The organism is Stenotrophomonas sp. GbtcB23, from assembly GCF_019091045.1.
GTDB lineage: Bacteria > Pseudomonadota > Gammaproteobacteria > Xanthomonadales > Xanthomonadaceae > Stenotrophomonas > Stenotrophomonas rhizophila_A.
The window spans coordinates 15942-39924 of the sequence record NZ_JAGXKC010000021.1; the positions used below are offsets into that span (position 1 = coordinate 15942).

Below are 23983 nucleotides of genomic sequence, written 5' to 3' on the forward strand. Positions count from 1 at the left end.
CAGTGCGGAATGCAGCCCCTGATTCTGCCGCAATCAGCCCGTCCGCGCTGTGCCGGAACCGGCACTCACACCGCCGAAGATTCCTCGGCGATCCAGGCGCGCAGCTGGTCGCGGTGCTCGCGGCTCAGCGTGAGGAAGCGGAAGCCCGCCCAGGACTGGCCCGGCGCATTGCTCTGTTCGATCCACAGCAGGTGCGCCCCCACGTCCACCTGCACCGGTTGGCCGTTCGGCCCCTGGATGGCGAAGCGGAACTGGTAGTTGCCGTCCGGCGTCAATGGCACCGAACAGATCATCAGCATGCCGGTTTCGGACACATTGCCCAGCCGGCCGATCACCGCCTCGGCCATCGTGTCGGTCACCGGCACCTGCTCGGCCACCTGGCGGCGGGGCGCGCGGCGGGTGTCGTCGTTCATTCGTCAGTCTCTGCAGTGGCCGGGGTGCCGGCCAGCGAGCGCAGGGTGCGCAGCGTGGCCTGCCAGGCGCGGTCGATCAGGCGGCTCTTGCCCTCGCTGACCAGGCGCGCCTGCCCGTGCACCATCAGCCGGGCCAGGCTGTCCAGCGAATGCTCGGCCACCTTCTGCCCGCGCGGATTGACGAACAGCGCGTTGTCGGTGATCAGGCTGTACCAGGACAGCCGCTGGCGGCGCATGTCGCCCTGCTGGTTGGTGGTGAATTCGAACCAGGTGCCGAACGGCAGCGTGCGCAGCTGGCGGTAACAGTCTTCCTCGGCAGGGCTGCGCGCCAGCGGCGCCTCGCGCCGGGCTTCGGTGCCTTCGGCCTGCTCCCCCAGCCGGGTGCGCGCACGGATGCGCGCGGTCAGTTCGGTGCGTGAGCTGCTGTCGTCTTCACCGCCCGGGGTGGACAGCCGTCGCGCGATCGCCGCCGCTTCGTCCTGGTGGTAGCCGACCTGCAGCAGTGCCGCTTCGACCTGCTCGCCTAGCTGGGTATCACTCCCGGCGCTGCCGGGTGGTTGGCAGGTGACCTCGGCGATGCGTGCGGTTTCCTGCTCGCGCGCCTGCCATTGCTCGGAGCCTTCGCCGCTGCGCAGCAGGGTCAGGGTCAGCACATCCGACCAGGCCTGCTTCAGCAGCGACTGCACGAACCGCGGCGGCGCGGTCTGCGCGCACAGCTGTTCGATGCTGGCGCCGGCCTGCTGCTTGGCCGATTCCAGCCGTTCCTTGCCGCGCGCCGCTTCCACGTGGCGGCGCTCGGCCAGCTCGGCCTTGTGCGCCAGGGCCCGGAAGTGCTGCTGGATCTCGTCGTTGGCCGCTTCGAAGACCGCCGCATCGCCCTCGTAGTCGGTGACCACCTTGTCGACGGCGCGGTCCAGCTTCTGCACCAGCTGCGGATCGACATCCTCCTCGCCCAGCCAGTTGGCGCCGGCTTCGGCCACCGCGTTGAGCAGCTCGCGGGCCGGGTGCTGGTCGCGCACGAAGAAGGCCGGGTCGGACAGCGCCGCGCGCGCCACCGGTACCTGCAGGCGGGTGAGCAGGTCCACGGCGGCCGCGTCGGGGCGGACCTCGCGGTGGATCTGCCCGTACAGCATGTCCAGCAGGTCGAAGGTGTCGGTGTCCTTGACCGTCAGCGCGGCCTGCGGGCCGTGGTCGGCGCGCATCTGGGCGAGCAGGGCGTTGTGCAGGTCGGCCATGGTGCGGCGCACGCCGGCCGACTGCGCCTGCAGCTTGGCCAATGTGGCGTGCAGGTTGCCGCTGGAGATCGCGACCGGTTCCGGGCGCTCACCTGCCCCCGCGGCTTCCGGATGCGACGCCCCGGTTGCGGCCTGTGCTCCCTCCACGCCACCGGTGTCAGGGCCGGCGGCGGTACCGGGCTGGCCCGGCGTCAATGGAATGCCATGGCCGAGACCCGCCGGGCCCTGGGTATGCCGGGCGGCGTCCAGCAGGTGGTGCAGGGCCGACAACGCCGGGGCGTTCATGTCCACCGGGGCGACATCCGCGGGCGCTGCAGCGGCCACGGCCGGCGCCGGCGGCGCCATCTGGCCGATCACCTCGCTGGTCATCGCCGCCCAGCTGCCGCTGCTGGCAGAAACGCTCCAGCCGGTGAGCGGGCGTCCGCCCGCCCCGCCGGGTTCGCGCGGGGGCGCCGCGCCGGTCCCGCGCTCGGGGCCGGTGACGATCCGCCGCGTGGTGGCCGAGCGCGCCAGGTACGGGGTGTAGACCAGCCCTGGCAGCACGCCCTCATGGGTCAGCAGCACGTTGGCGCGTTCCAGCAGCTCGCCCAGGCGTTCCAGCAGCTGGCGGTCGAACACGCGGAACAGCGCCAGCTGGGTTTCCAGGCCCAGCGCGAATTCCTCGCCCAGCTCACGGGTGATCCGGCACAGCACGTAGGGCCCGAACGGCAGGTCCTCGGCGTCGAACGCCGGGCCGGCGGCGAGCACGCCGAAGCGCTGCCCCAGCAGCTGCAGCGCACTGGCCGAGCGCTGCGCCTCGCGCCGGGTGATGTCGGCCAGCACGATGTCGCGGTCGATATCGGTGTCGGTGACCAGGGTCAGCGTGGTGGCCGCCACCGGCGCGCTCGGGGCGGGCACGTGCCGCACCCGCGGTTCGCGCAGGTTGGCCAGGGCCGTGGCCAGCGCGTCCAGGAAGCGCGGCGCGAACTGCGCGTTGACGTCGTGCAGGCGCCGGGCCTGGGCGTAGATGTCGGCCTGGATCTGGCTGTTGCGGGCGCGTTCGGCGTCGCGGAACAGCTCGCGCTCCAGCTCCACGATGGTCAGCTTGAGCGGGGTGCTCAGGGTCTGCACGGCCAGCGCGTGCAGCGCCGCCAGCAGGCGGCGCACGCGTGGCGGTGCATTGACCCCGGCGAACCGGGTCGGATCGGATGACGATGAAGGTGCGGACGCAGACATCCGTTGTAGGTTCCGGCTCCCCTGAGAGCACAGAATCTAACGTTTTCCCGGGGTCCCCGCCAGAAGGGATCTCCCGACATCCTCAGCCCAGGAACAACTCCACCACGTCGTTGGTGAAACGCCGGCCCAGCTCGGTCGGCTGCACATGGTCGCCCTGCACCGTCATCCAGCCGTTGGCGAGGGCGGTCTGCAGCGGCGCGGCGATGCTCGCCCGGTCCAGCCCGGTGCGCGACTCGAAGTCCTTGAACCGGAAGCCCTCGTGCAGCCGCAGCAGGTTGAGCATGTATTCGAACGGCAGGCGGTCGGCGCCGATCACCTCGTCGCCGCCGATCGACGCGGCCGTGCCGGCAGTGTCCATGAACGTCTGCGGGTGCTTGTGCTTCCAGCGACGCAGCACGTGCTGCCCGGCGCCGGAGCTGATCTTGCCGTGGGCGCCGGCACCGATGCCCAGGTAATCGCCGAAGCGCCAGTAGTTCAGGTTGTGCTGGCTCTGCCGCCCGGGGCGCGCGTACGCGCTCACTTCGTACTGGGCATAGCCGGCCTCGGCCAGCAGGCGCTGGCAGTGCTCCTGCATGTCCCAGGCCGAATCATCGTCGGGAATGCCCTGCGGCGGCCGCGCGAAGAACACCGTGTTCGGCTCCAGGGTGAGCTGGTAGTGCGACAGGTGGGTGGGCTGCAGCGCGAACGCGCGTTCCAGGTCGTGCTCGGCCTGGGCCAGGGTCTGCTGCGGCAGCGCGTACATCAGGTCGATGTTGAAGTTGTCGTAGCCGGCATCCTGGGCCAGCTTCACCGCGCGCTCGGCTTCGCCGCTGTCGTGGATGCGGCCCAGCCGCTGCAGCGCCTCATCGTTGAAGGTCTGGATGCCGAAGCTGATCCGGTTCACCCCGGCCGCGCGGTAGCGGTCGAAGCGCCCGTGCTCGGCCGTGCCCGGGTTGGTTTCCAGGGTCACCTCCAGGTTCGGGGCGAAGCGCAGCCGTGCCGAAGCTGCCTGCAGGAAGCGGTCGATCTCCTCCGGCGGGAACAGGCTGGGCGTGCCGCCGCCGAAGAACACGCTGTTCACCACCCGGCCCCAGACCAGCGGCAGGTCCTGGTCGAGGTCGCGGATCAGCGCGTCGATGTAGGACTCGAACGGCAGTTCGCCCTTGGCCTGGTGCGAGTTGAAATCGCAATACGGGCACTTGCGCACGCACCACGGCAGGTGCACGTACAGCGACAGCGGCGGCGGTACCAGCGACACCGCGTGGTCGTGGTCGCAGTTCCCGCCCGGCAAACAATCGTGGTCTGACATGGTGCCCATCATTTCAGATCAACGCCGACAGCTTCTGCTTCAACACCTGCAATGCCTTGCCGCGGTGGCTCATCGCGTTCTTTACATCCGGTGCCATTTCCGCGGCGGTCTGGCCCAGCACCGTGTCCAGGAACAGCGGGTTGTAGCCGAAGCCGTGGCTGCCGCGCAGTTCGTCCAGGATCTCGCCTTCCCAGCTGCCTTCGCAGATCAGCGGCTGCGGGTCGTTGGCGTGGCGCAGCAGCACGATCACCGCGTAGAAGCGCGCGGTGCGGCGCTCGGCCGGTACATCGCGCATGGCGTCCAGCAGCTTGGCGTTGTTGGCCGCGTCATCGGTCGGGCTGCCGGCATAACGCGCGCTGTAGAGACCGGGCGCGCCGTCCAGCGCATCCACGATCAGGCCCGAATCGTCGGCCAGCGCCGGCAGGCCGGTGCTGGCGCAGGCATGGCGGGCCTTGATCAATGCGTTCTCGACGAAGGTCAGGCCGGTTTCCGGCACATCGCTCACGCCCAGCGCGCCCTGCGCGACGATTTCCAGCGGCAGGCCGGCCAGCATGGCCTGCAGTTCCTTCAGCTTGCCGGCGTTGCCGCTGGCCAGTACCAGTTTCATTGCTTGGGCTCCAGCAGGTCCCACGTGTTGCCGTACAGGTCGCGGAACACCGCAACCGTGGCGTAGGGCTCCTCGCGCGGGGCTTCGAGGAATTCCACGCCGCGCGCGGTCATCGCGGCATGGTCGCGGTAAAAATCGTCGGTGTTGAGGAAGAATCCGACCCGGCCACCGGTCTGGTTGCCGACCCGGCTCTGCTGCTCTTCATTGCTGGCGCGGGCCAGCAGCAGCGCCGCCGCGGCGCCGTCGGTAGGACCGACCACCACCCAGCGCTTGCTGCCCTGGTCGATGTCATCGATTAGATGGAAGCCGAGCTTGCCGGTGTACCAGGCGATTGCCTCGTCGTAATCGGCCACCACCAGGGTGACCAGGGCGAGGCGCCGGCTCACGGCTGCGCCAGTGCGGCCTGCTGGGCCGCGAACAGGTCGGTGATGCCCTTTTCGGCCAAAGCCAGCAGCGCGTCCAGCTCATCGCGGCGGAACGCGTGGCCTTCGGCGGTGCCCTGCAGCTCGATGAAGCCGCCGCCGTCGTTCATCACCACGTTCATGTCGGTGTCGCAGTCGCTGTCTTCGGCGTAGTCCAGGTCCAGCACCGGGGTGCCGCGGTAGATGCCGACCGACACCGCAGCCACGGCGCCGAAGATCGGGTTGCGCTTGATGTCGCCGCGCTTGATCAGGAAGTTCACCGCATCCACCAGCGCCACGTAGGCACCGGTGATGGCGGCGGTGCGGGTGCCGCCATCGGCCTGCAGCACGTCGCAGTCCAGGGTGATGGTGCGTTCGCCCAGTGCGCTCCGATCAATGCAGGCGCGCAGGGTGCGGCCGATCAGGCGCTGGATTTCCAGGGTGCGGCCGCCCTGCTTGCCGCGCGCCGCTTCGCGGTCGTTGCGGGTGTGGGTGGAGCGCGGCAGCATGCCGTATTCGGCCGTGACCCAGCCTTCGCCCTTGCCGCGCAGGAAGCCCGGCACGCGGTTTTCCACGCTGGCGGTGCACAGCACGCGGGTTTCACCGAAGCTGACCAGCACCGAGCCTTCGGCATGGCGGGTGAAGCCGCGTTCGATGCGCACTTCGCGCAACTGGTCGGCCTGGCGGCCGCTGGGACGGGGATCGGACATGGATGGCTTCCGGTAAGACGAGGGATGCGGGACCGCGCCCGGACCGGGGACCGGCAGGCGAGGAGGCTCCAAAGGAACCGCTAGGGTACCATTTGCACTTTGAGAGCACCGGAAACCCGCATGATTCGAAGCATGACCGCCTATGCCGGCGGCGAGCGCGCCACACCCTGGGGCACGCTGGCCTGTGAGCTGCGCTCGGTCAACCACCGGTTCCTGGAGGTGGGCGTGCGCCTGCCCGAGGAGCTGCGTGCGCTTGAACCGCAACTGCGGGAGCGTGTCGCCAACCGCTGCAGCCGCGGCAAGATCGATCTGGTCATGCGCCTGCGCGCGCCGGAGGTCACCGGGGCATTGGTGGTCAACGATGCGCTGCTGGCCCAGCTCGGCGAGCTGGCCTCGCGGCTGGCGCCGGGCTTCCCCAGCCTGCAGGTGAGCTTCACCGAGCTGCTGCAGGTGCCGGGCGTGATGCAGGGCGAGGCCGTCGATGCCGCCGCGCTGCAGGCCGAGGCGCTGGCCCTGCTCGACGAGAGCCTGGATGGGTTCGTTGCCGCGCGCGAGCGTGAAGGCGACAAGCTGGCCACGGCGATCCAGGAGCGCGTCGATGGCGTGGAGCGCATCGCCGCGGAGGTCACCACCCTGATTCCGCTGATCCGCGATGGACAGCGCGCCAAGCTGTCGGCCCGGCTGGCCGACCTGCCGCACCCGGTCGATCCTGGCCGCGCCGAGCAGGAACTGGTGCTGTGGCTGCAGAAGCTGGACGTGGACGAGGAGCTGGACCGCCTGCGCAGCCACATCGTGGAGATCCGACGCGTGCTCAAGCAGCGCGAGCCGGTCGGCCGCCGCCTGGACTTCCTGCTGCAGGAGTTCAACCGCGAAGCCAACACGCTTGGCTCCAAGTCGGTGGACAGCCGCACCTCCAATGCCGCCGTCGAGCTGAAGGTGCTGATCGACCAGATCCGCGAACAGGTGCAGAACATCGAATGAGCAGCCAGCCCCTCCAGAGCCCGGAACCGGCCCGCGGCACGCTGTACATCGTGGCCGCCCCGTCCGGGGCCGGTAAAAGCAGCATCGTCAACGCCACCCTGGCGCGCGACCCGCAGATCGCACTGTCGATCTCGTTCACCTCCCGTGCGATGCGCCCGGGCGAAGTGAACGGCGAGCACTATCACTTTGTCAGTGCGCCCGAATTCGAGCGGATGATCGCCGCCGGCGACTTCTTCGAACACGCCTGGGTGCATGGGGACTGGAAGGGTACCGCCCGCCAGTCGGTCGAGCCGCAGTTGTCGGCCGGCCAGGACGTGCTGCTGGAGATCGACTGGCAGGGCGCCCAGCAGGTCCGCCAGCTGGTCCCCGGCACGGTCACGGTGTTCATCCTGCCGCCGTCGAAACAGGCCCTGCAGGACCGCATGCGCAAGCGTGGGCAGGACAGCGAGGCGGTGATCGCCCAGCGCCTGGCCGCCGCCCGCGAGGAAATGCTGCATTTCAACGACTTCGACTACGTCATCGTCAACGAAGTGTTCGAGACCGCCGTGGACGAGCTGTGCGCCATCTTCACCGCCAGCCGCCTGCGCCGGGAGTCCCAGAAGGTCCGCCACGCGGGCCTGATCCAGGCCCTGCTGACCCAGGATGCAACGGCAACTGACTGATTCACAAGGGGCGGGTAGCCGGTCGGCTTGATTTTGTCCAGCCCTGGCCGGTACAATCCGTCCCCTTTCCCTCATTCGATGAGCAGCCCCTGCCGGCTGCCGGGAGCCCGCATGGCCCGCATCACCGTAGAAGATTGCCTGGAAGTCGTCGATAACCGTTTCGAGCTGGTCATGATGGCGTCCAAGCGCGCCCGTCAGCTGGCCAACGGTGTCCAGGCCACCCTGGACAACAGCGAAACCGAAGACAAGCCGACCGTGCTGGCGCTGCGCGAAATTGCCGCCCGCAAGATCGACAACGCCCTGATCGACGAAGTCGAGAAGGCCGAGCGCGAGCGTGCCGAGCGTGAAGCACTGGAATGGGCCGCTGCCGAAGTCGTCGCCGACGAAGACATGTCCAAGAACGACGACTGATCCCATCCGATCATCCGTTGTTGCAACAGACAGCCCGCCATGTGCGGGCTGTCTGCTTTTGAGCGATGCGTCACGACCAACGGTCGTGACCCACCGCGCTCACGCAATAGTTTGCCGTTATCCCGTCGCTGGAATAGTCTTCCAGCCATGAACCCAGGCCCCTCTGCCAAGGTCGCCACGTCTCCCGGCGCGGCCGTACCCGACTATGTCCTCCAGCTTGAACGCGCAGCCCATTACCTGCCGCCCGAGCAGCTGCCGCTGCTGCGTCGCGCCTGGGAGGTAGGGGCCTCCGCGCATGCCGGGCAGACCCGCAAATCGGGCGAGCCGTACATCACCCATCCGGTGGCGGTGGCGCAGGTACTGGCCGAGCTGGGCCTGGACGTGGAAGCGCTGATCGCCGCGATCCTGCACGACACCATCGAAGACACCCCGCTGACCCGCGAAGAACTGGCCGCCGAATTCGGCGAAGCCGTGGCCGAGCTGGTCGATGGGGTGACCAAGCTGGACAAGCTGAAGTTCCGCGACCGCCAGGAAGCGGCCGCCGAAAGCTTCCGCAAGATGCTGCTGGCGATGTCGCGCGACCTGCGCGTGATCATGATCAAGCTGGCCGACCGACTGCACAACATGCGCACGCTGGGCGCGCAGAGCACCGAGGCGCGTGGCCGCATCGCGCGCGAGACCCTGGAGATCTACGCCCCGATCGCGCAGCGGCTGGGCATGAGCCTGGTCAAGAGCGAGCTGCAGAACCTGGGCTTCAAGGCGCTGTACCCGTGGCGCCACGCGATCCTGGAAAAGCACATCCGCAGCCAGCCGGTGGTACGCCGCGAGGCAATGGCACAGGTGGAAGTGCAGCTGTCGCAGCGGCTGGCCAAGGAAGGGCTTGAACACCGCCTGGTCAGCCGGATCAAGACCCCGTGGAGCATCTACAACAAGATGCGCGACGAGAACAAATCCTTCGACCAGGTCATGGACGTGTTCGGCTTCCGCCTGGTCGTGCGCAGCGTGCCCAACTGTTACCACGCGCTGGGCTCGGTGCATGCCACCTTCAAGCCGCTGGATGGGCGCTTCCGCGATTTCATCGCCATTCCCAAGGCCAACGGCTACCAGTCGCTGCACACGGTGCTGTTCGGCCCGTACGGCTCGCCGATCGAAGTGCAGATCCGCACCGAGGAAATGGACCTGATCGCCGAGCGCGGCGTGGCCGCGCACTGGACCTACAAGTTCGGTGGCGACACCCCCAACAGCGCGCAGAGCCGTGCGCACGCCTGGATCGTGGAACTGATCGATTCGCAGCGCGCCGCCGGTTCGTCGCTCGAATTCCTCGACAACGTCAAGGTCGACCTGTTCCCGGACGAGGTCTACCTGTTCACGCCCAAGGGCAAGATCCTGGCCCTGCCGCGCAACTCCACCGCGCTGGACTTCGCCTATGCGGTGCACACCGACGTGGGCAACATGGCGGTGGCCTCGCGCGTGGACAAGAAACTGGTGCCGCTGCGCACCAAGCTGGTCAGTGGGCAGACCGTGGAAGTCATCACCGCGCGCTCGGCCACGCCCAAGCCGCAGTGGCTCGAATTCGTGGTCAGCTCCAAGGCGCGCACCGCGATCCGCCACCAGCTCAAGCAGCTCGAACACGAAGATGCCGTGCAGCTGGGCCACCGCATGCTGGACCGCGCGCTGGAGGCGATGGACAGCTCGCTCGAACGCCTGCCCAAGGGGCGCCTGGATGCGTTCCTTGCCGAACACCGCTACCCGCGCCTGGAAGCCCTGCTGGCCGAAGTGGCGCTGGGCAACTGGATGCCCAACCAGGCCGCGCAGGCACTGATGGCCTACGCCGAACTGCGCGGCGGCGCGCATTCCAAGCACTCGCAGGAAAAGATCCTGATCAACGGCAGCGAACGCGGCGTGGTCAGCTTCGCCAACTGCTGCCAGCCGATTCCCGGCGACGAAATCATGGGCTACCACACCGCCGGCAAGGGCATCGTGGTGCACCGCCTGGACTGCCCGAACCTGGCCGAACTACGCAAGTCGCCCGAGCGCTGGGTGCCGATCGGCTGGGACACCACCGTCTCCGGCGATTACGACACTGCGCTGGTGGTGGAAGTGGAGAACGGCACCGGCGTGCTGGCCCAGCTGGCCGCGGCGATCGCGCAGAGCCATTCCAACATCGAACGGGTGGACTACCTGGACCGCGACTTCAACGCCGCCGTGCTGGCGTTCAACATCCAGGTCCGCGACCGCAACCACCTGGCCGAAGTCATGCGCCGGCTGCGGCGCTTGTCGGTCGTGCAGTCGGTGCGCAGGCAATAGGCAATGATCGAAACCGATACAATGGCCCACCATTGTTCGACATAACGAGGCACCCCATGTCCCGCCAGATCATCAACACCGAAAACGCACCGGCCGCGATCGGTCCGTATTCGCAGGCCGTGCGTGCCGGCAACACCGTGTACTTCTCCGGCCAGATTCCGCTGGACCCGGCCACCGGCGACATCGTCGGTGCCGGCAATGTCGAAGCGCAGGCCCGCCGCGCCTTCGACAACCTCAAGGCCGTGGCCGAAGCCGCCGGCGGCTCGCTGGACAAGGTGGTCCGCCTGGGCCTGTACCTGACCGACCTGGCCGAATTCGCCAAGGTCAACGCGGTCATGCAGGACTACTTCCAGGCGCCGTTCCCGGCCCGCTCCACCATCGAAGTGTCCGGCCTGCCCAAGGGCGCCAACTTCGAGGTTGATGCGGTGATGGTCATCGACTGACCGCCACGTGGCACGCAGACCGGCGGTCACCCCGGCGCTGGCGCCGTCCGGCGAAGCTTCGCTGGCGGTGCTTGCCGGCGTGGGTCCGGCCGTGGCCGCCAAGTTGGCGGCGCGCGGCCTGTCCTCGCTGCAGGACCTGTGGCTGCACCTGCCGCTGCGGTATGAAGACCGCACCGCGCTGACCCGCATCCAGGACCTGCGCAACGGCGTGCCGGCGCAGGTGGAAGTCCGCGTGGTCGCGGTGGACCGCGGCATGCGCTTCCGCCCGACCCTGAAAGTGGCAGTGGAAGACGAAGGGCAGGGCACCCTGGTGCTGCGCTTCTTCCACTTCCGCCAGCAGCAGGTGGCCCAGTTCTCCGTGGGCACCCGCCTGCGCTGCTTCGGCACGCCCAAGCCGGGCCAGCTGGGGCTGGAAATCGTCCACCCGAGCTATCAGGTGCTCGGCCGTACCGATGACCCGGCGCTGGGCGACAGCCTGGACCCGGTCTACCCCACGGTGGAAGGCATCGGCCCGGCCACGCTGCGCCGCCTGATCGGCCAGGCGCTGGACCGCCTGCCCGAAGAATCCAGCCTGGAACTGCTGCCGACGGGCTGGCTCGATGGCCTGGCGTTGCCCTCGCTGCGCAGTGCCTTGCTGACCGTGCACCGCCCGCCACCCGACGCCAACCTGGCCGCGCTCGCCGCGGGCACGCATCCCGCGCAGCGCCGGCTGGCGCTGGAAGAGCTGCTGGCCCACCACCTGAGCCTGCGCCGCCAACGCATTGCCCTGCAGGCGCACCATGCGCCACCGCTTGCCGGCCCGGGAAAACTGGCCAAGGCCCTGCTCAAGCAACTGCCCTTTGCCCTGACCGCCGCGCAGAAACGCGTGTTCACCCAGATCCGCGAGGACCTGGCCCAGCCGCGCCCGATGCTGCGGCTGGTGCAGGGCGATGTCGGCTCGGGCAAGACCGTGGTGGCCGCGCTGGCGGCCATGCTGGCGGTGGAGCAGGGCAAGCAGGTCGCGCTGGCTGCCCCCACCGAACTGCTGGCCGAACAGCACCTCACCAACCTGCGCGGCTGGCTGGAACCGCTGGGCGTGCAGGTCGCCTGGCTGGCCGGCAAGGTCACCGGCAAGGCGCGCGCGAAGGTGCTCGAACAGGTCGCCAACGGGCAGGCCCAGGTGGTGGTGGGCACCCATGCGCTGATGCAGGAATCGGTGGTGTTCCACGACCTGGCGCTGGCCATCGTCGACGAGCAGCACCGGTTCGGCGTGCACCAGCGGCTTGCGCTGCGCGACAAGGGACCGGGCGGGCACAGCGTGCCGCACCAGCTGGTGATGACCGCCACGCCGATTCCGCGCACGCTGGCAATGTCCGAATACGCCGACCTGGACGTGTCGGCGATCGACGAACTACCGCCCGGGCGCACCCCGGTGCAGACCGTGGCATTAAACAATGATCGGCGCCCCGAACTGATCGAGCGCATCGCGCTGGCCTGCCGCGAAGGCCGCCAGGTGTACTGGGTGTGCACCCTGATCGAAGAGAACGACGAGCTGGATGCCACCCCCGCGCAGGCCACGTTCGAGTCGCTGCAGGCGTTGCTGCCGGGCGTGCGGGTGGGGCTGGTGCATGGCCGGCTGAAGGCCAGCGAGAAGCTGGCCACCATGGTCGCGTTCAAGGCCGGGCAGATCGACCTGCTGGTGGCCACCACCGTGATCGAAGTCGGCGTGGACGTGCCCAATGCTTCGTTGATGGTGATCGAGAACGCCGAACGCCTTGGCCTGGCACAGCTGCACCAGCTGCGCGGACGGGTCGGGCGTGGTTCGGCGGTGTCGCGCTGCGTGCTGCTGTACCAGGCGCGGCTGTCGGCGATGGCACGCGAGCGCCTGGAAACCATGCGGCAGACCAACGATGGCTTCGTGATCGCCGAAAAGGACCTGGAACTGCGCGGTCCGGGTGAGCTGCTGGGTACCCGCCAGACCGGCCTGGCCGGCTTCCGCATGGCCGACCTGGCCCGCGACGCGGATCTGCTGCCGGGCGTGCATGCGCTGGCTGAGCGGTTGATGGTGGAGGCGCCGACGGTGGCCGATAGGGTGGTCGAGCGGTGGATTGGCAACGCGGTGAGATACGCCTCGGCGTAGTCGGCATGGTCTGGGCCGGCCAACGGCCGGCGCTACCGATCGAATGATCCCGACGGTCGATTGATCCAGATCCCAATGGGCCCGTAACAATTCGTAGCGCCGGCCGTTGGCCGGCCCAGGCGGCCCCGACCCGCGCCTTGTATTTGTCATCCCGGGGTGCGAAAGTCCCTTGCCGCTTACCAAGACGGCACGCATGACCAAGAAGATTCCGCTGTTGATCGACACCGATCCGGGTGTCGATGACGCCCTGGCCCTGTTGATGGCCTTTGCCGACGAACGCCATGACGTGGTCGGCCTCACCATTGCCGCCGGCAATGTCGGCCTGGACCACACGGTCCGCAATGCGCTGAAACTGTGTGAAGTGGCCGGGCGTGAAGACGTGCCGGTGTTCGCCGGTACCCCCGAACCGCTGGTGCACCCGTCGGTGGATGCGGCCCACGTTCATGGCGCCGACGGCTTCGGCGACGTCAACCTGCCGGCCGCCAAGCGCCAGGCCGAAGCCGAACACGCCGCGCTGGCCATCCTGCGCCTGTCCCATGAGTACGCCGGTGAGCTGTTCCTGGTCGCCCTCGGCCCGCTGACCAACCTGGCCCTGGCGCTCAAGCTCGACCCGACCCTGCCGCAGCGCGTGAAGCGCTTCCTGGTCATGGGCGGGGCGGTCACCTGCCACGGCAACATCACCCCGGCGGCCGAGTTCAACATCGCCTTCGATCCCGAAGCGGCGCACGTGGTGTTCACCGGCTTCCCGCACATCGAAGTGGCCGACTGGGAAGCCACCGTCGCCCACGGCCTGCTGCACAAGGATGTCGAGCAGTGGCTGGCCTTCGACAGCGACAAGGCGCGCTTCTACGAGCTGATCTCGCGCCAGACCCGCCTGTGGTCCGAAGACAGCCGCGGCGAGCGCTGGTTCGCCGCCGACGCCCTGGCCATGGCCTGGGCGCTGCAGCCGGAAGGCGCGCTGCGGGTCGAATCGCGCCCGCTGAACATCGAACTGGCCGGGACCCACAGCCGGGGTGCTACCATTGTCGACTGGAACCGCCAGACGGGGCAGCCGGACAACACCGAGCTGTTGATGGCCTACGACCAGGGGCGCTTTGAAGCCCAGGTCCGGAGTGCGCTCGGCGTCGCCTGACGCCGCAGTGGCGGTATCTTCACGCGGAACATGGCCATGGGTTGCCCTAGGGGGCGGCCCCGGCTATAATGCCGCTCTTGCGTTTCCCTGACCTTATTTACGGTGTGTGCCCCATGAAGGACGATATCCATCCGAACTACCGTGACGTCGTGTTTCAGGACGTTACCTCCGATTTCAAGATCCTGACCCGTTCCACCATGGCGACGAAAGAAACCGTGAAGTGGGAAGACGGCAACGAGTACCCGCTCGTCAAGATCGAAATCTCCTCTGCTTCGCACCCGTTCTACACGGGCAAGCACAAGGTGATCGACACCAGCGGCCGTATCGACAAGTTCCAGAAGCGTTTCGGCAAGCCGGCTGCGGCTGCTGCTGCCGAATAAGCGTTTCGAAGCTGCTGCACGCAAACAACGGTCGCCTCGGCGGCCGTTGTTTTTTTATGCCTGCGGCAAAGCCTGCTGGCGGATGAACGACGGTTCATAAATTCCCCCGCCGCGCGGAACGCAGTGTCCATTCCAGCCCGCCTGGCGCTTGCCGGTGCTTGTGCGGCAAGGGCGAGCGGGGTGTGCGTCTACGACTTCCGTCCTAGGGCGTGGCAAATGTTGCTGTGCGATAATGACGTGATCCACAGCACAGGCTGTGGACTTACTTTCACGTGCCTGCCCCACGCGCTTGGGTGGGCGCCTTCCCCTTGAGGAGCGCACACAGTGTCCGATCTTGATCAGGTCACGCTGAATGCCGGCGACAAGTCGGTTGTTCTGCCTGTCATCAAACCCACGCTCGGCAACGATTGCGTCGATATTTCGAAGCTGACCAAGGAAACCGGTCTCTTCACCTACGACTCCGGCTTCACCGCCACCGCCAGCTGCAAGTCCGCCATCACCTACATCGACGGTGACAAGGGCGTGCTGCTGTATCGCGGCTACCCCATCGAGCAGCTGTCGGAAAAGTCCAGCTACGTCGAAGTGGCTTACCTGCTGATCAACGGCGAGCGTCCGAGCGCCGAGCAGCTGAAGGCCTTCACCGATGAGCTGGCTGCCGAAGCCAACGTCGATGCCTCGATCAATGCCCTGATCGCCAGCTTCGACAAGGATGCCCACCCGATGGCCATCCTGACCGCTGCCATCGCGCAGCTGTCGGCGAAGTACCACGCCGCGCTGGACCTGTCCGACGCCGAACAGCGCCGCCAGTCCGCCGTCCGCCTGATCGCCAAGGTGCCGACCCTGTCGGCGCTGATCTACCGCCACGGCAAGGGCCTGCCGGCCAACACGCCGGACACCTCGCTGGATTACGTCAGCCGCTTCCTGAAGCAGACCTTCGAGTCGGCCGATGGCCAGTACGAGCTGAACCCGGACGTGGTCAAGGCGCTGGACCTGCTCTTCATCCTGCATGCCGACCACGAGCAGAACGCCTCCACCTCGACGGTGCGCCTGGTCGGTTCGACCGGTGCCAACCCGTATGCGTCGGTCGCCGCTGGCGTCACCGCGCTGTGGGGTCCGGCCCACGGCGGTGCCAACGAAGCCGTGCTGAAGATGCTGGAAGAAATCGGTTCGGCGGACAACGTTGAATCGGCCGTGCTCAAGGCCAAGGACAAGACCTCGGGCTTCCGCCTGATGGGCTTCGGCCACCGCGTGTACAAGAACTTCGACCCGCGTGCGAAGGTCATCGGCGAGATGACCGGCAAGGTGCTCAAGCAGCTTGGCGTGCAGGATCCGCTGCTGGACGTTGCCGTGAAGCTGGAACAGGCCGCGCTGCAGGACGACTACTTCGTTGCCCGCAAGCTGTACCCGAACGTCGATTTCTATAGCGGCATCATCTACAAGGCGCTGCAGATCCCGACCGAAATGTTCACTGTCATGTTCGCCCTGGGCCGCACCTCCGGCTGGGTCGCGCACTGGCTCGAACAGCAGGTCGACCCGGAAATGAAGATCGGCCGCCCGCGCCAGGTCTACACCGGTAGCGACGTGCGTGACTACCAGGGCTGATCAGCCCGTAGTGCGTGAAAAGACGCCTCCGCAAGGGGGCGTTTTTTTTTGGGTTCAACAGCGTTCAAGCAGGAGCTTTCAAGCAACAGCCGTCGTGTGCAGGATGCTGCGCGCAGGGCCGGCGGTGGTGGGGGTACGGGGGGCGCCGTGAATCCATCCCTGGAGGCTCTTGCGAAACATCCATGTTTCGCAAAGCCCCCGTACCCCCACCCCCGCCGACCCTCTGACAGTCGGCCGGTGACCACGGGAAAAGCAAAAATCACGTCGCCGGCCCTGCACGCAGCATCGTGCAAACGACAGCTTTGGCCTTAGCTCTGACTTCAGCGTTGCGCCTTTCGCTTTCAGCTTCCGGCAACACCACGCCGTGCCGCGGCGAGCATAAGGCAGCAACGCGCCACATGCGCACGCGCGCGGGTCGGAATGCTTGCGTTGCTTCCGGTTCGCGCGCGCTGTCGCAGAACGTGCGCGTGCGTGGCGGGTTTAAGAATGGTTGCGTGGGGAGACGTCGCGCACAGAACTAACGTGATCGTGTCGCCGACACTGCACAGCGCAGCGTGGGTGATCGCCTCGAACGAGGCGTTTTTCAATCATGGGAGAGAACCACATGTACCGCACCCTGAAGCAGGCCGCGTTGGGCCTGGCGATCTTTACCGCCGCACTGTCCGCCCACGCCGTTGAAGCGCACATAACCGTCTGGGCGAACGTCGACCCGACCCTGTCGCTGCTCCGGGCCGATGGCAGCGCGCTTCCCGCTGACGTCGAGATGCCGTACCGCGCCGGGCAGGGACTGAGCAGCTGGAGCGAACGCGTGCGCGTGTTCTCCAACGACACCAGCCTGGATGTCGATGTGCGCCTGGCCGAACCGGCCGTGCTGATGCCCAAGGTGACCGCTGCCGGTGCGGTCGACATCCCGCTCTCGGTTACCCTCAACGGCCGCGAGCTTGGCCTGGCCCCGATCGCGTTCACCGCAGACCAGCTGTTCCAGGGCGCGATTCCCGGTGCCTCCATCGAAATGCCGCTGACCGTGGCCCAGGCCACGCCCGGCCCCATCACCGCCGCCGGCCTCTACGACGGCCCGGTCAGCCTGGTCCTGGTGCAGAAGGCCAGCAGCCTCTAAGCCATTGCGCGGACGCCGGCCCTGCGGGGCCGGCGTTCCTGCGCCCCTGCCATGCGCATTCCTGCTCCGGCCCTTGTCCGGCTGGCGGTGGCGCTTGTCCTGGTGCTGGCCTGCGTGGCCGTCCAGGCAAGCCCGGTGCCGGCCGGTTTCGAATATCTTGTCAGTGGCCAGCGCGAGCGCGTGGAAGTGCGCGCGTTCGGCCGTTCCGCCGGCCTCTGGCCGGCCTGGGTGACGCTGGAGCACGTCCAGCTGGAACAGCCCGCGCAGGTGTTGGCCGCGCTGGGCATGACCACCTCCGCGCAGCAGGCACTGCTGCCGGCGCTGTCCCTACCGCTGCCGCGCAACAGCCACCTGGCCTGCGTCCATGGCCAGCCACAGCCGGGCTGCGGCTGGCGCCCCCCGTCCGAGGATCCGACCCACATGCATGCCATCTTTGACGAAGGCAACGGCGCGCTGCTGCTGTTTCCCGCATTGCGTTGGCTGCCGCGCGCATCGCCCGGTGCCGACGGGCTGCATGCGCCCAGCGAGCACGCCGAAAATGCGTTGCTGCACCAGCAGACGCTCGCGCTCAGTGGCAGTGGCAGCCAGTACGCCCTCAACGCGCATGGCAGCGCCACGCTGGGCGTCCTGCGCGCCGGCCATGTCGGCGGCAACTGGAACTACGCGCGCCACGCCTGGCCCGGCCAGCGCGCCCGTACGCACTTCCAGTTCGACGATCTGTACTACCGGCATGACCTGGCCCGGCGCCACTACCTGCAGGTCGGGCGCATGGACCGGCGCAACCTTGCCAGCACCCAGGGCGGACAGTTCGGCTTCGGCATGTTGCCGCTTGACCGCTTCGACGGCGTTCGCGCCGGTACCACCCAGGCCTACGTCGATGCCGTCGCCGATACCGGCGCCGCGCCCCTGACCGTGCTGCTGTCGCGGCAGGCGCGCGTGGATGCCTACGACGGCGAGCGACTGCTGCAGACGTTCTACCTGCCCGCTGGCGTCACCGACCTCGATACCCGCCGGTTTCCACCGGGCAGCTATGACGTGACCCTGCGCATCCACGAAGACGGGCGCCTGCTGCGGACCGAGACACTGCCGTTTGCCCGCACCCAGGACTGGGGCGAACCGGGCCTGCAATGGTTCGTGCAGGGCGGGCGAAGCCGCGCCCGCGATGTCCGCGTGGACGCCGGCGACCGCGTCCTGCAGGCCGGCCTGCGCATGCCACTTGCCCGCCAGCTTGGCATGAGCCTGGGCGTGGCACGCGTGGCCGAGGCCAGCCACGCCGAACTGCGTACCGGAGTCCGACATCGCCTGGGCAGGCACGACCTGCACGCCGAAGTCGGCGCCCTGGTCGGCAGCGACGGCAGGCGTGGCAGCCAGCAACAGCTCAGTGTGCGCAACACCGTTTCCTGGAACCTGTACCGGCAGCGCCTGCGCGGCAGCCGTTGTCGCGTGGACTGCGCTGATTCCCTCAGCGCATCGCTGACCGTTCCGTTGTCCGGCGGCAGTCTTTACCTGGGACACAGCCGCAGGCGCACGCAGGTACCTGGCCGCTGGCCCGGTGGCAGCGCCCGCAGCCTGCAGGCCGCCTACGGTCTTACCCGGCAGTGGCGCAGCGTCAGCATCGGCACGCGTCTGGGCGCGTGGCGTCAGACCGGGAGCATCTCCGACCAGGGCCTGCAGCTCTCGGTCACGCTCTCGCGGTTGCAGCACGCCGCGGGCGCCAGCCAGCTGCGCCGCATCGGTGCCGAAGCACGGCGCACGCAGTCCGGTGATGCCGGTCAGCGCCTGCTGCTCGCGCAGTCCTGGCGCCGCGAACAGGACGCGACCGCGCGCGAGGTGGCCACCGAGGTCAGCGTGCAGGACGCCGCCGACGTCGGTGCGCTGCTGGCGCTGCGCACCGCCACGCCGCTTGGCCAGACCAGTGCCGTGCTGTCGCACCACCGGCAGGCGCATGCCAGCGAAACCGGGTACAGCCTCAGCCATGGATCGGCGCTGGCGCTGTCGCCGCGCGGTGTGTTCTGGGGCGGCGCGCCCGGTGCCGACGCGGGCGTGGCCGTCAGCGTCGAGGATGCCGCTGCCAGCGGGTTCGACGGCGCGGCCGCCGAGGTAAAAGCCGGGGCCAGCCGCCGCCAGGTGCTGCGCTCCGGTCAACGCCGCCTGCTGCCGTTGAGCGGCTATCAGCGGCATCAGGTGGAGGTCCAGGATGCGCCCGGGCACGCACACGACGCCAGCGTGCGGGTGACCCATCCCGGCCCTGCCCAGCAGCCCTTCCTGTTGCCAGGCAGGGTGATCGCATTGCCGGTGGGCGTGGAAGCCACCTTCACCTATATCGGCAGCGCCGTGGACAAGGCCGGTGCCGCGCTGGCCGGTGCGCGCATCCTCAATGCGGCGGTTCCCCGGCTCGGGGCCGACGGCGGGTTCATCGCCGAATTCCCGCAGCGCGAAGCGGTCCTGTACCTGCTGCAGGCAGGTCGCTTGCTGCACTGCCCGCTGCGGGTGCGCGAGCAGCGCAGCGTGGTGCTGCTGGTAGGGCAGGTGGCGTGCACGCCCCTGGCGCGCGACGCGCTGCCCGCCCGCATCGCCCTCCAGCCGCGTGTGCAGCAGTTGCTGAAGGATGCAGCGCCGATCGCGCAGGAGGGGCGATGGAGCGGACCCTGATGCGCGCCGTCATGCTCGTACCGGCCTTGTGGGTCGCCCAACCCGCGGCGGCGCAGCGGCCCCCGGTCACCACGCCGGCCGCAGGCACCACCGTGACCACGCTGAACCACGCCTTCGACCGTGCCGCGCCGCAGCCCCTGCCGTTATGGGCGCCGCGCACCGTGCTCGGGTTCGACGAGGTGGTGCACGGCCATGGCCGCCTGCATGTCACCTGCACCGATGACCCCGCGCGCGGGCGCTGCCCGCGCAGCGACACCGGCGAAGGACCGACCGGGCGCCAGTCGATCCTGCTGGAATTCCACGAACCGCGCAGCGGCCAGCGCCGCGACATCGGGGTCAGCGGATGGATGGAACGGGTCGAGTGGGAGCGCAGTTGCAGTGATGACTACTGGGACAAATCCGAGTACCCGTTGTGGACATCGGCAACCCGGGAGTGTCACATCGCTCCGGCCGGCACCGCCGCGACGTTGCAGGTGGCGGCAACGGACATCGGCGCGCTGGTGGCCGGGCGCTGGCGGGCCGAGCTGCACCTGGACGTGCGCGGTGGCGTGGGCGGCGCGGTACTCGGCCGGCACGTATTCGTGCTGGAGGTCACGGTGACCGATACCGAGCGGGCGGCCATCCACCTGCCCGAGCACGGCGGCTCGGCCGCGCCGATGGACCTGCAGTTGCAGTTGCGGGCCGTACCGCCGCCGGCCAGCGTCGGCGGCGAGGCCGTGCTGGACATGTGCCTGTACGACGGGCTGGGTTCCCACAGCGGCCAGCTGGTGCTGGTGGCGCGCGATCGCGGCCCAGACGTGCCGGGGCGGCCACGCGATGCATTTTCGGTGTGGCACCACGCGGGCGGCCGCGCGCCGCACGAGCGCATCGATTACCGCCTGCAACTGCTGTATGCGGGCACCACGATCGACCTGCACCGGGAGGCGCACACGGTGCTGACCGGCATCCACAGCGCCCCACTGCGGCCGGTACTGCTGCCCGGCATGGACCAGCCGGTGCACTGCGTGCCGACCCCGCTCAGCTTCATCACGCCCCGGGTGCCAGCGGCCGAAAAGCGCGACGGACGCTACCAGGGCGATCTCACGATTGAAATGCGCCTGCCCACCCGACGCCCCTGACGCCGACCGAGACTTCCATGCGCCTGCATCGCCTTTCCCTGCTGCTGTTGCTGCTTCCCGCCCTGCCGGTGTCGGCCAGCCTGGACGTGCACCCCATGCGTGTCCATGTCGACGCGGGCAGCACCACCAGCATCCGCGTGCAGGCGCAGTCGCCCCGAACTCAGTACGTCAGGGCCACGGTCAAGCGCGTGGTTGCCCCCGCCACCGAAGACGAAAGCGAAGTGGATGAGCCGACCGGCGACGCCGCGGCGATCGCCGTGACGCCGGGCATGTTCGCGCTCGCCGGCGGCGGCAGCCGGCTGGTGCGGGTGATCGCCCTGGCCCCGGTCAAGGAAGAAACCGCGTTCCGGGTGTATTTCGAAGGGGTGCGCGGAGAGGACCCGGAGGCGCGCCCCGATGCCCTGGAGACGCCCGCTGCCACCCTCGGCGTCAGCCTGGTATGGGGCGTGCTGGTCAACGTCCTGCCTGCCGATGGACGGGTGGCGATGCAGGTTGCCGGGGGCCGCCTGCATAACCACGGCACGCTCCGGCTGGGCATCCGCCGGGTCGAGCACTGCGTTGCGGCCGCCTGCATCACCCACGACATCGAACGCAGCGTCTACCCGGGCGCCACGCTGGCGTTGCCCTTCGAGCCGGTGCCCGGCGCGCGGCTGCGCGTGGATTACCGGCTCAGCCGCGACGGCTACCGCGAACACCAGCAGATCCTGCTGCCTTGAGAGGAAACACCATGCATGTGCTCTACCGATCCTTGTTGTTGATGGTGCCTGGCACCGCGTTTGCGACCGCGTTTCCGCCGCCGGGCGAGGCGGATCCGGCACCTCGCGAAGACAGCACGTCCGAGGTGACGCACAGCGTGGCGTTCGCCAGCGGGCTCGGCGTCGGCGTGGGCGTGGCCGGCGTGTTCGGCCGCGACCAGGTCCGCGACCGCCTGGTGTACTGCGAAGCGCCCGCGGTGCCGCCGGCGGAGGTTCCGGTCGCACCGCCGGGGTGGGCCGATGCGCTGTGGCAGGTCAATCACAACCATGAGCGGATCGCGCGCAACCGGCTGGACATCGACCTGCTGCGCGACGGCGTGCAAGGCGTCAGCGCCGACCTCAGCGATGTGGTGCGTTTCGACAAGGACGCCATCGTGCACCTGCGCGGCTCGCGCCTGGTGGCGCTGGGCGCCGGTGAGGTCAGCGCCAGCAGCGCCCACGCGGTCAACGGCGCGCAGCTGTTTGCCGCCGAAGCGCGGGTGGCTGCACTGGAATATGTGCAACGGTATTTCAAGGTCGGATCGGACGAACTGAGCCTGCCCGCGCATGCCGGGTTCCTGGCCACCGCGATGGGCGCCGATGCCCGCGCCGTTGCCAGCGGCTCCACCGCGTACGGCAGCTACGCCACGGCATTGGGCAACAACTCGGTGGCGCTGGGCCGTGCAGCGATCGTCCTGGAAGGGGCCGCAGACGGTTTCGCGCTCGGCACGCGCTCGCGCGTGTTGGCCGAGAACGGCATGGCGCTCGGCGGCTCGACCCAGGTGTGGGCCGACGCCCATGACAGCGTGGCGCTGGGCTTTGGCTCGATCGTGCAGCGCCCCTGGGAGGTCTCGGTGGGCGGGCAGGGCCTGCGTCGACGCATCACCAACGTCCTGCCGGGCATCGCCGCCGATGACGTGGTGTCGCTGCGGCAGCTGTCGGACATGGCCAGCGTGCTCGGCACCAGCGTCAATGCCGAAGGCGGCGTGCGCGGCATGCGTTTCGCGGTGCAGGGCAAGTGGCACGGCACCGTGGCCGGGGCGCTGGATGCGCTGGATTACGCGGTAAGCGCGGCACACCGGGCGCTGGACGACATGGGCGAGCAGGTCGACGCGCTCGCGGCGCAGGACGGAGCCCGTCCGCCCTCCAGCGTGGCCGACGCCGCCGAGTCGATCACGGCGGCGGCGGACACGACCCACGCCGCAGGCCCGCAGGCCGCTGCCACCGGGACTGCCGTCGCGGCCGACGCGCATGCGGTCGAGCCGGCCGCTGCGACACCGCCGTCGGCAGCGTCACTGCCGCCGGTCGACACCCGCGCCGTGGACGACGCGGTGCAGCGCGCCAACGCGTACACCGATCAGGCCCTGGCCGGCATCGACCGCCGCTTCGACCGCCTCGACCAGCGCATGAACCGCATGGCGGCGATGAGCAGTGCGCAGGCCGCCATGGCCATGAACACTGCGGGCCTGCCCACCTGGAACCGGCTGGGCGCGGGCGTCGGCCATGCCGACGGCGAATCGGCCCTGGCGGTGGGTTACCAGCGCGTACTGGACCGTCGCGCCACCACCAGCGTCAGTCTCAGTGGCGCCTTCAGCCAGGGCGGCGAAAGCAGCGTGGCGATGGGCGTGGGCATCGGCTGGTAGATCCTTCGCGGCGCGTGCTCAGGGGCCGTCCAGATAGCCCCTGATCTCGTCCTCGGCCAGCAGGCTGCGCAGCTGCGCGGCCGAGGCCCGCCGCATCGGTTTCTCGTCGATGCTCGACAGCGGCGGCTGGCGCAGCGCGTCGTAGGGCAGCACCGCCACGTCGAAGGTCAGCCCTTCGGCGGAGAACACCCACACCGGCACGTCCATCGTGCGTTCGCGGTCCAGGCGCAGGCGGCGCATTCGCGACTCGGCCGGGATGCGGTGTTCTTCCAGGAACCGCTGCACGGCATCGGCGTCGTCGCTGTGCAGCTGCAGCTGCACCGGACTGTTGGCGTCGGCGGTGCCGTCCAGCACCGGTCCGCACAGGCGTGGTGCGAAGCCGTGCAGGAATTCCAGCGCACGCAGGCCGGCCTCGCGGCGTTGTCGCAGCTGCGTGCCATGCCCGGGGCCGGCGAACAGGCGCTGGTACTCGCGCAGGGCGTCTTCGATCTCGGTATTGCGCGGCAGCGAGGCATCGTCGTGGATGCCCAGTCGCCCGGCGGCTTTCAGCTTGGCCTGGTGGTAATCGCGGATTCCGCCTTCGGCCATCAACCGCGCCGCCTCGTGTGCAAGCCGGTGGCGGCGTTCGCGGGTCTGGCTCTCGGCATGCTGACGGGCCCGATGCATGAGCGATTCTCCCCTTGTACGACCTGCCCCGACTTTACACCCACGTTGTGACGATCAGGACACGCACGGCGTGTCCCTACGCAACCCCAACATCGCTCGACCCCGGATCGTAGTGACACGCCATGCGTGTCAACGCCATGCCGAACG

Annotated in this window: 21 protein-coding genes; 14 read left to right on the top strand and 7 right to left on the bottom strand. The window is 68.7% G+C overall.

Features of this window, described 5'->3' with window-relative positions; translation table 11 throughout:
• Nucleotides 1-65: 65 nt before the first annotated feature.
• From KVS69_RS10490 to rph, 6 genes are all read right to left on the bottom strand, one after another.
• Nucleotides 66-413, bottom strand: coding sequence for a PilZ domain-containing protein (locus KVS69_RS10490; RefSeq protein WP_068853891.1), 348 nt, complete (start codon nucleotides 411-413; stop codon nucleotides 66-68).
• Nucleotides 410-2863 (bottom strand): DUF1631 domain-containing protein, encoded by a 2454-nt coding sequence (locus KVS69_RS10495; RefSeq protein ID WP_217538006.1) that lies wholly within the window; start codon nucleotides 2861-2863, stop codon nucleotides 410-412. The genes KVS69_RS10490 and KVS69_RS10495 overlap by 4 nt, the downstream gene beginning before the upstream one ends.
• Nucleotides 2864-2945: 82 nt before the next feature.
• A complete protein-coding gene (hemW, locus tag KVS69_RS10500; protein ID WP_217538007.1) occupies nucleotides 2946-4151 on the bottom strand; it encodes a radical SAM family heme chaperone HemW in 1206 nt (401 codons plus the stop codon).
• Nucleotides 4152-4164: 13 nt separating this feature from the next.
• On the bottom strand, nucleotides 4165-4758 hold the full coding sequence (rdgB, locus tag KVS69_RS10505) for an RdgB/HAM1 family non-canonical purine NTP pyrophosphatase (protein WP_068853889.1): 594 nt from the start codon (nucleotides 4756-4758) through the stop codon (nucleotides 4165-4167).
• Nucleotides 4755-5144 carry a VOC family protein gene (locus tag KVS69_RS10510; RefSeq protein WP_217538008.1) on the bottom strand — a complete coding sequence of 130 codons (390 nt, stop codon included), beginning with the start codon at nucleotides 5142-5144 and terminating at the stop codon, nucleotides 4755-4757. The genes rdgB and KVS69_RS10510 overlap by 4 nt, the downstream gene beginning before the upstream one ends.
• The gene (gene rph / locus KVS69_RS10515) at nucleotides 5141-5869 is read right to left on the bottom strand and encodes a ribonuclease PH (protein ID WP_217538009.1); all 729 of its coding nucleotides are present in this window, start codon (nucleotides 5867-5869) and stop codon (nucleotides 5141-5143) included. Before rph ends, KVS69_RS10510 begins: the two co-directional genes overlap by 4 nt.
• A gap of 120 nt (nucleotides 5870-5989) precedes the next feature.
• On the opposite strand from rph, the gene KVS69_RS10520 reads away from it, so the two are divergent.
• The 14 genes from KVS69_RS10520 to KVS69_RS10585 all read left to right on the top strand — a co-directional run bounded on the left by KVS69_RS10520 (nucleotide 5990) and on the right by KVS69_RS10585 (nucleotide 23170).
• Nucleotides 5990-6850: a YicC/YloC family endoribonuclease gene (locus KVS69_RS10520; protein ID WP_184127156.1), complete on the top strand. Its 861-nt coding sequence runs from the start codon at nucleotides 5990-5992 to the stop codon at nucleotides 6848-6850.
• Entirely contained in the window at nucleotides 6847-7512 is a 666-nt protein-coding gene (gmk, locus tag KVS69_RS10525) for a guanylate kinase (protein WP_093533650.1), read from the top strand. Before KVS69_RS10520 ends, gmk begins: the two co-directional genes overlap by 4 nt.
• A 111-nt stretch (nucleotides 7513-7623) precedes the next feature.
• Nucleotides 7624-7923, top strand: coding sequence for a DNA-directed RNA polymerase subunit omega (rpoZ, locus tag KVS69_RS10530; RefSeq protein WP_068853884.1), 300 nt, complete (start codon nucleotides 7624-7626; stop codon nucleotides 7921-7923).
• Between the two features lie 147 nt (nucleotides 7924-8070).
• The gene (locus tag KVS69_RS10535) at nucleotides 8071-10230 is read left to right on the top strand and encodes a bifunctional (p)ppGpp synthetase/guanosine-3',5'-bis(diphosphate) 3'-pyrophosphohydrolase (protein ID WP_068853883.1); all 2160 of its coding nucleotides are present in this window, start codon (nucleotides 8071-8073) and stop codon (nucleotides 10228-10230) included.
• A gap of 56 nt (nucleotides 10231-10286) precedes the next feature.
• Nucleotides 10287-10673 (top strand): RidA family protein, encoded by a 387-nt coding sequence (locus KVS69_RS10540; protein ID WP_217538010.1) that lies wholly within the window; start codon nucleotides 10287-10289, stop codon nucleotides 10671-10673.
• Nucleotides 10674-10680: 7 nt separating this feature from the next.
• Nucleotides 10681-12792 carry an ATP-dependent DNA helicase RecG gene (gene recG, locus KVS69_RS10545; protein ID WP_217538011.1) on the top strand — a complete coding sequence of 704 codons (2112 nt, stop codon included), beginning with the start codon at nucleotides 10681-10683 and terminating at the stop codon, nucleotides 12790-12792.
• A 193-nt stretch (nucleotides 12793-12985) separates the two neighbouring features.
• Nucleotides 12986-13924, top strand: a complete 939-nt coding sequence (locus KVS69_RS10550) for a nucleoside hydrolase (protein WP_093533652.1) — start codon at nucleotides 12986-12988, stop codon at nucleotides 13922-13924.
• A gap of 113 nt (nucleotides 13925-14037) precedes the next feature.
• On the top strand, nucleotides 14038-14304 hold the full coding sequence (locus tag KVS69_RS10555; RefSeq protein ID WP_093533653.1) for a type B 50S ribosomal protein L31: 267 nt from the start codon (nucleotides 14038-14040) through the stop codon (nucleotides 14302-14304).
• Nucleotides 14305-14628: 324 nt separating this feature from the next.
• Nucleotides 14629-15906: a citrate synthase gene (locus KVS69_RS10560; RefSeq protein WP_184127167.1), complete on the top strand. Its 1278-nt coding sequence runs from the start codon at nucleotides 14629-14631 to the stop codon at nucleotides 15904-15906.
• A 604-nt stretch (nucleotides 15907-16510) separates the two neighbouring features.
• On the top strand, nucleotides 16511-17023 hold the full coding sequence (locus KVS69_RS10565; protein ID WP_217538012.1) for a CS1 type fimbrial major subunit: 513 nt from the start codon (nucleotides 16511-16513) through the stop codon (nucleotides 17021-17023).
• Between the two features lie 51 nt (nucleotides 17024-17074).
• Entirely contained in the window at nucleotides 17075-19675 is a 2601-nt protein-coding gene (locus KVS69_RS10570; protein WP_217538013.1) for a CS1-pili formation C-terminal domain-containing protein, read from the top strand.
• Complete coding sequence (locus tag KVS69_RS10575) at nucleotides 19660-20793, top strand: CfaE/CblD family pilus tip adhesin (protein ID WP_254622129.1); 1134 nt, start codon at nucleotides 19660-19662, stop codon at nucleotides 20791-20793. The genes KVS69_RS10570 and KVS69_RS10575 overlap by 16 nt, the downstream gene beginning before the upstream one ends.
• A 17-nt stretch (nucleotides 20794-20810) precedes the next feature.
• On the top strand, nucleotides 20811-21509 hold the full coding sequence (locus tag KVS69_RS10580; protein WP_217538014.1) for a fimbria/pilus periplasmic chaperone: 699 nt from the start codon (nucleotides 20811-20813) through the stop codon (nucleotides 21507-21509).
• 11 nt (nucleotides 21510-21520) lie between these two features.
• Entirely contained in the window at nucleotides 21521-23170 is a 1650-nt protein-coding gene (locus tag KVS69_RS10585; protein WP_217538015.1) for a YadA-like family protein, read from the top strand.
• An 18-nt stretch (nucleotides 23171-23188) separates the two neighbouring features.
• Here KVS69_RS10585 and KVS69_RS10590 read toward each other — a convergent pair whose 3' ends face one another.
• Nucleotides 23189-23836 carry a hypothetical protein gene (locus KVS69_RS10590; protein WP_068853874.1) on the bottom strand — a complete coding sequence of 216 codons (648 nt, stop codon included), beginning with the start codon at nucleotides 23834-23836 and terminating at the stop codon, nucleotides 23189-23191.
• Nucleotides 23837-23983: the final 147 nt, after the last annotated feature.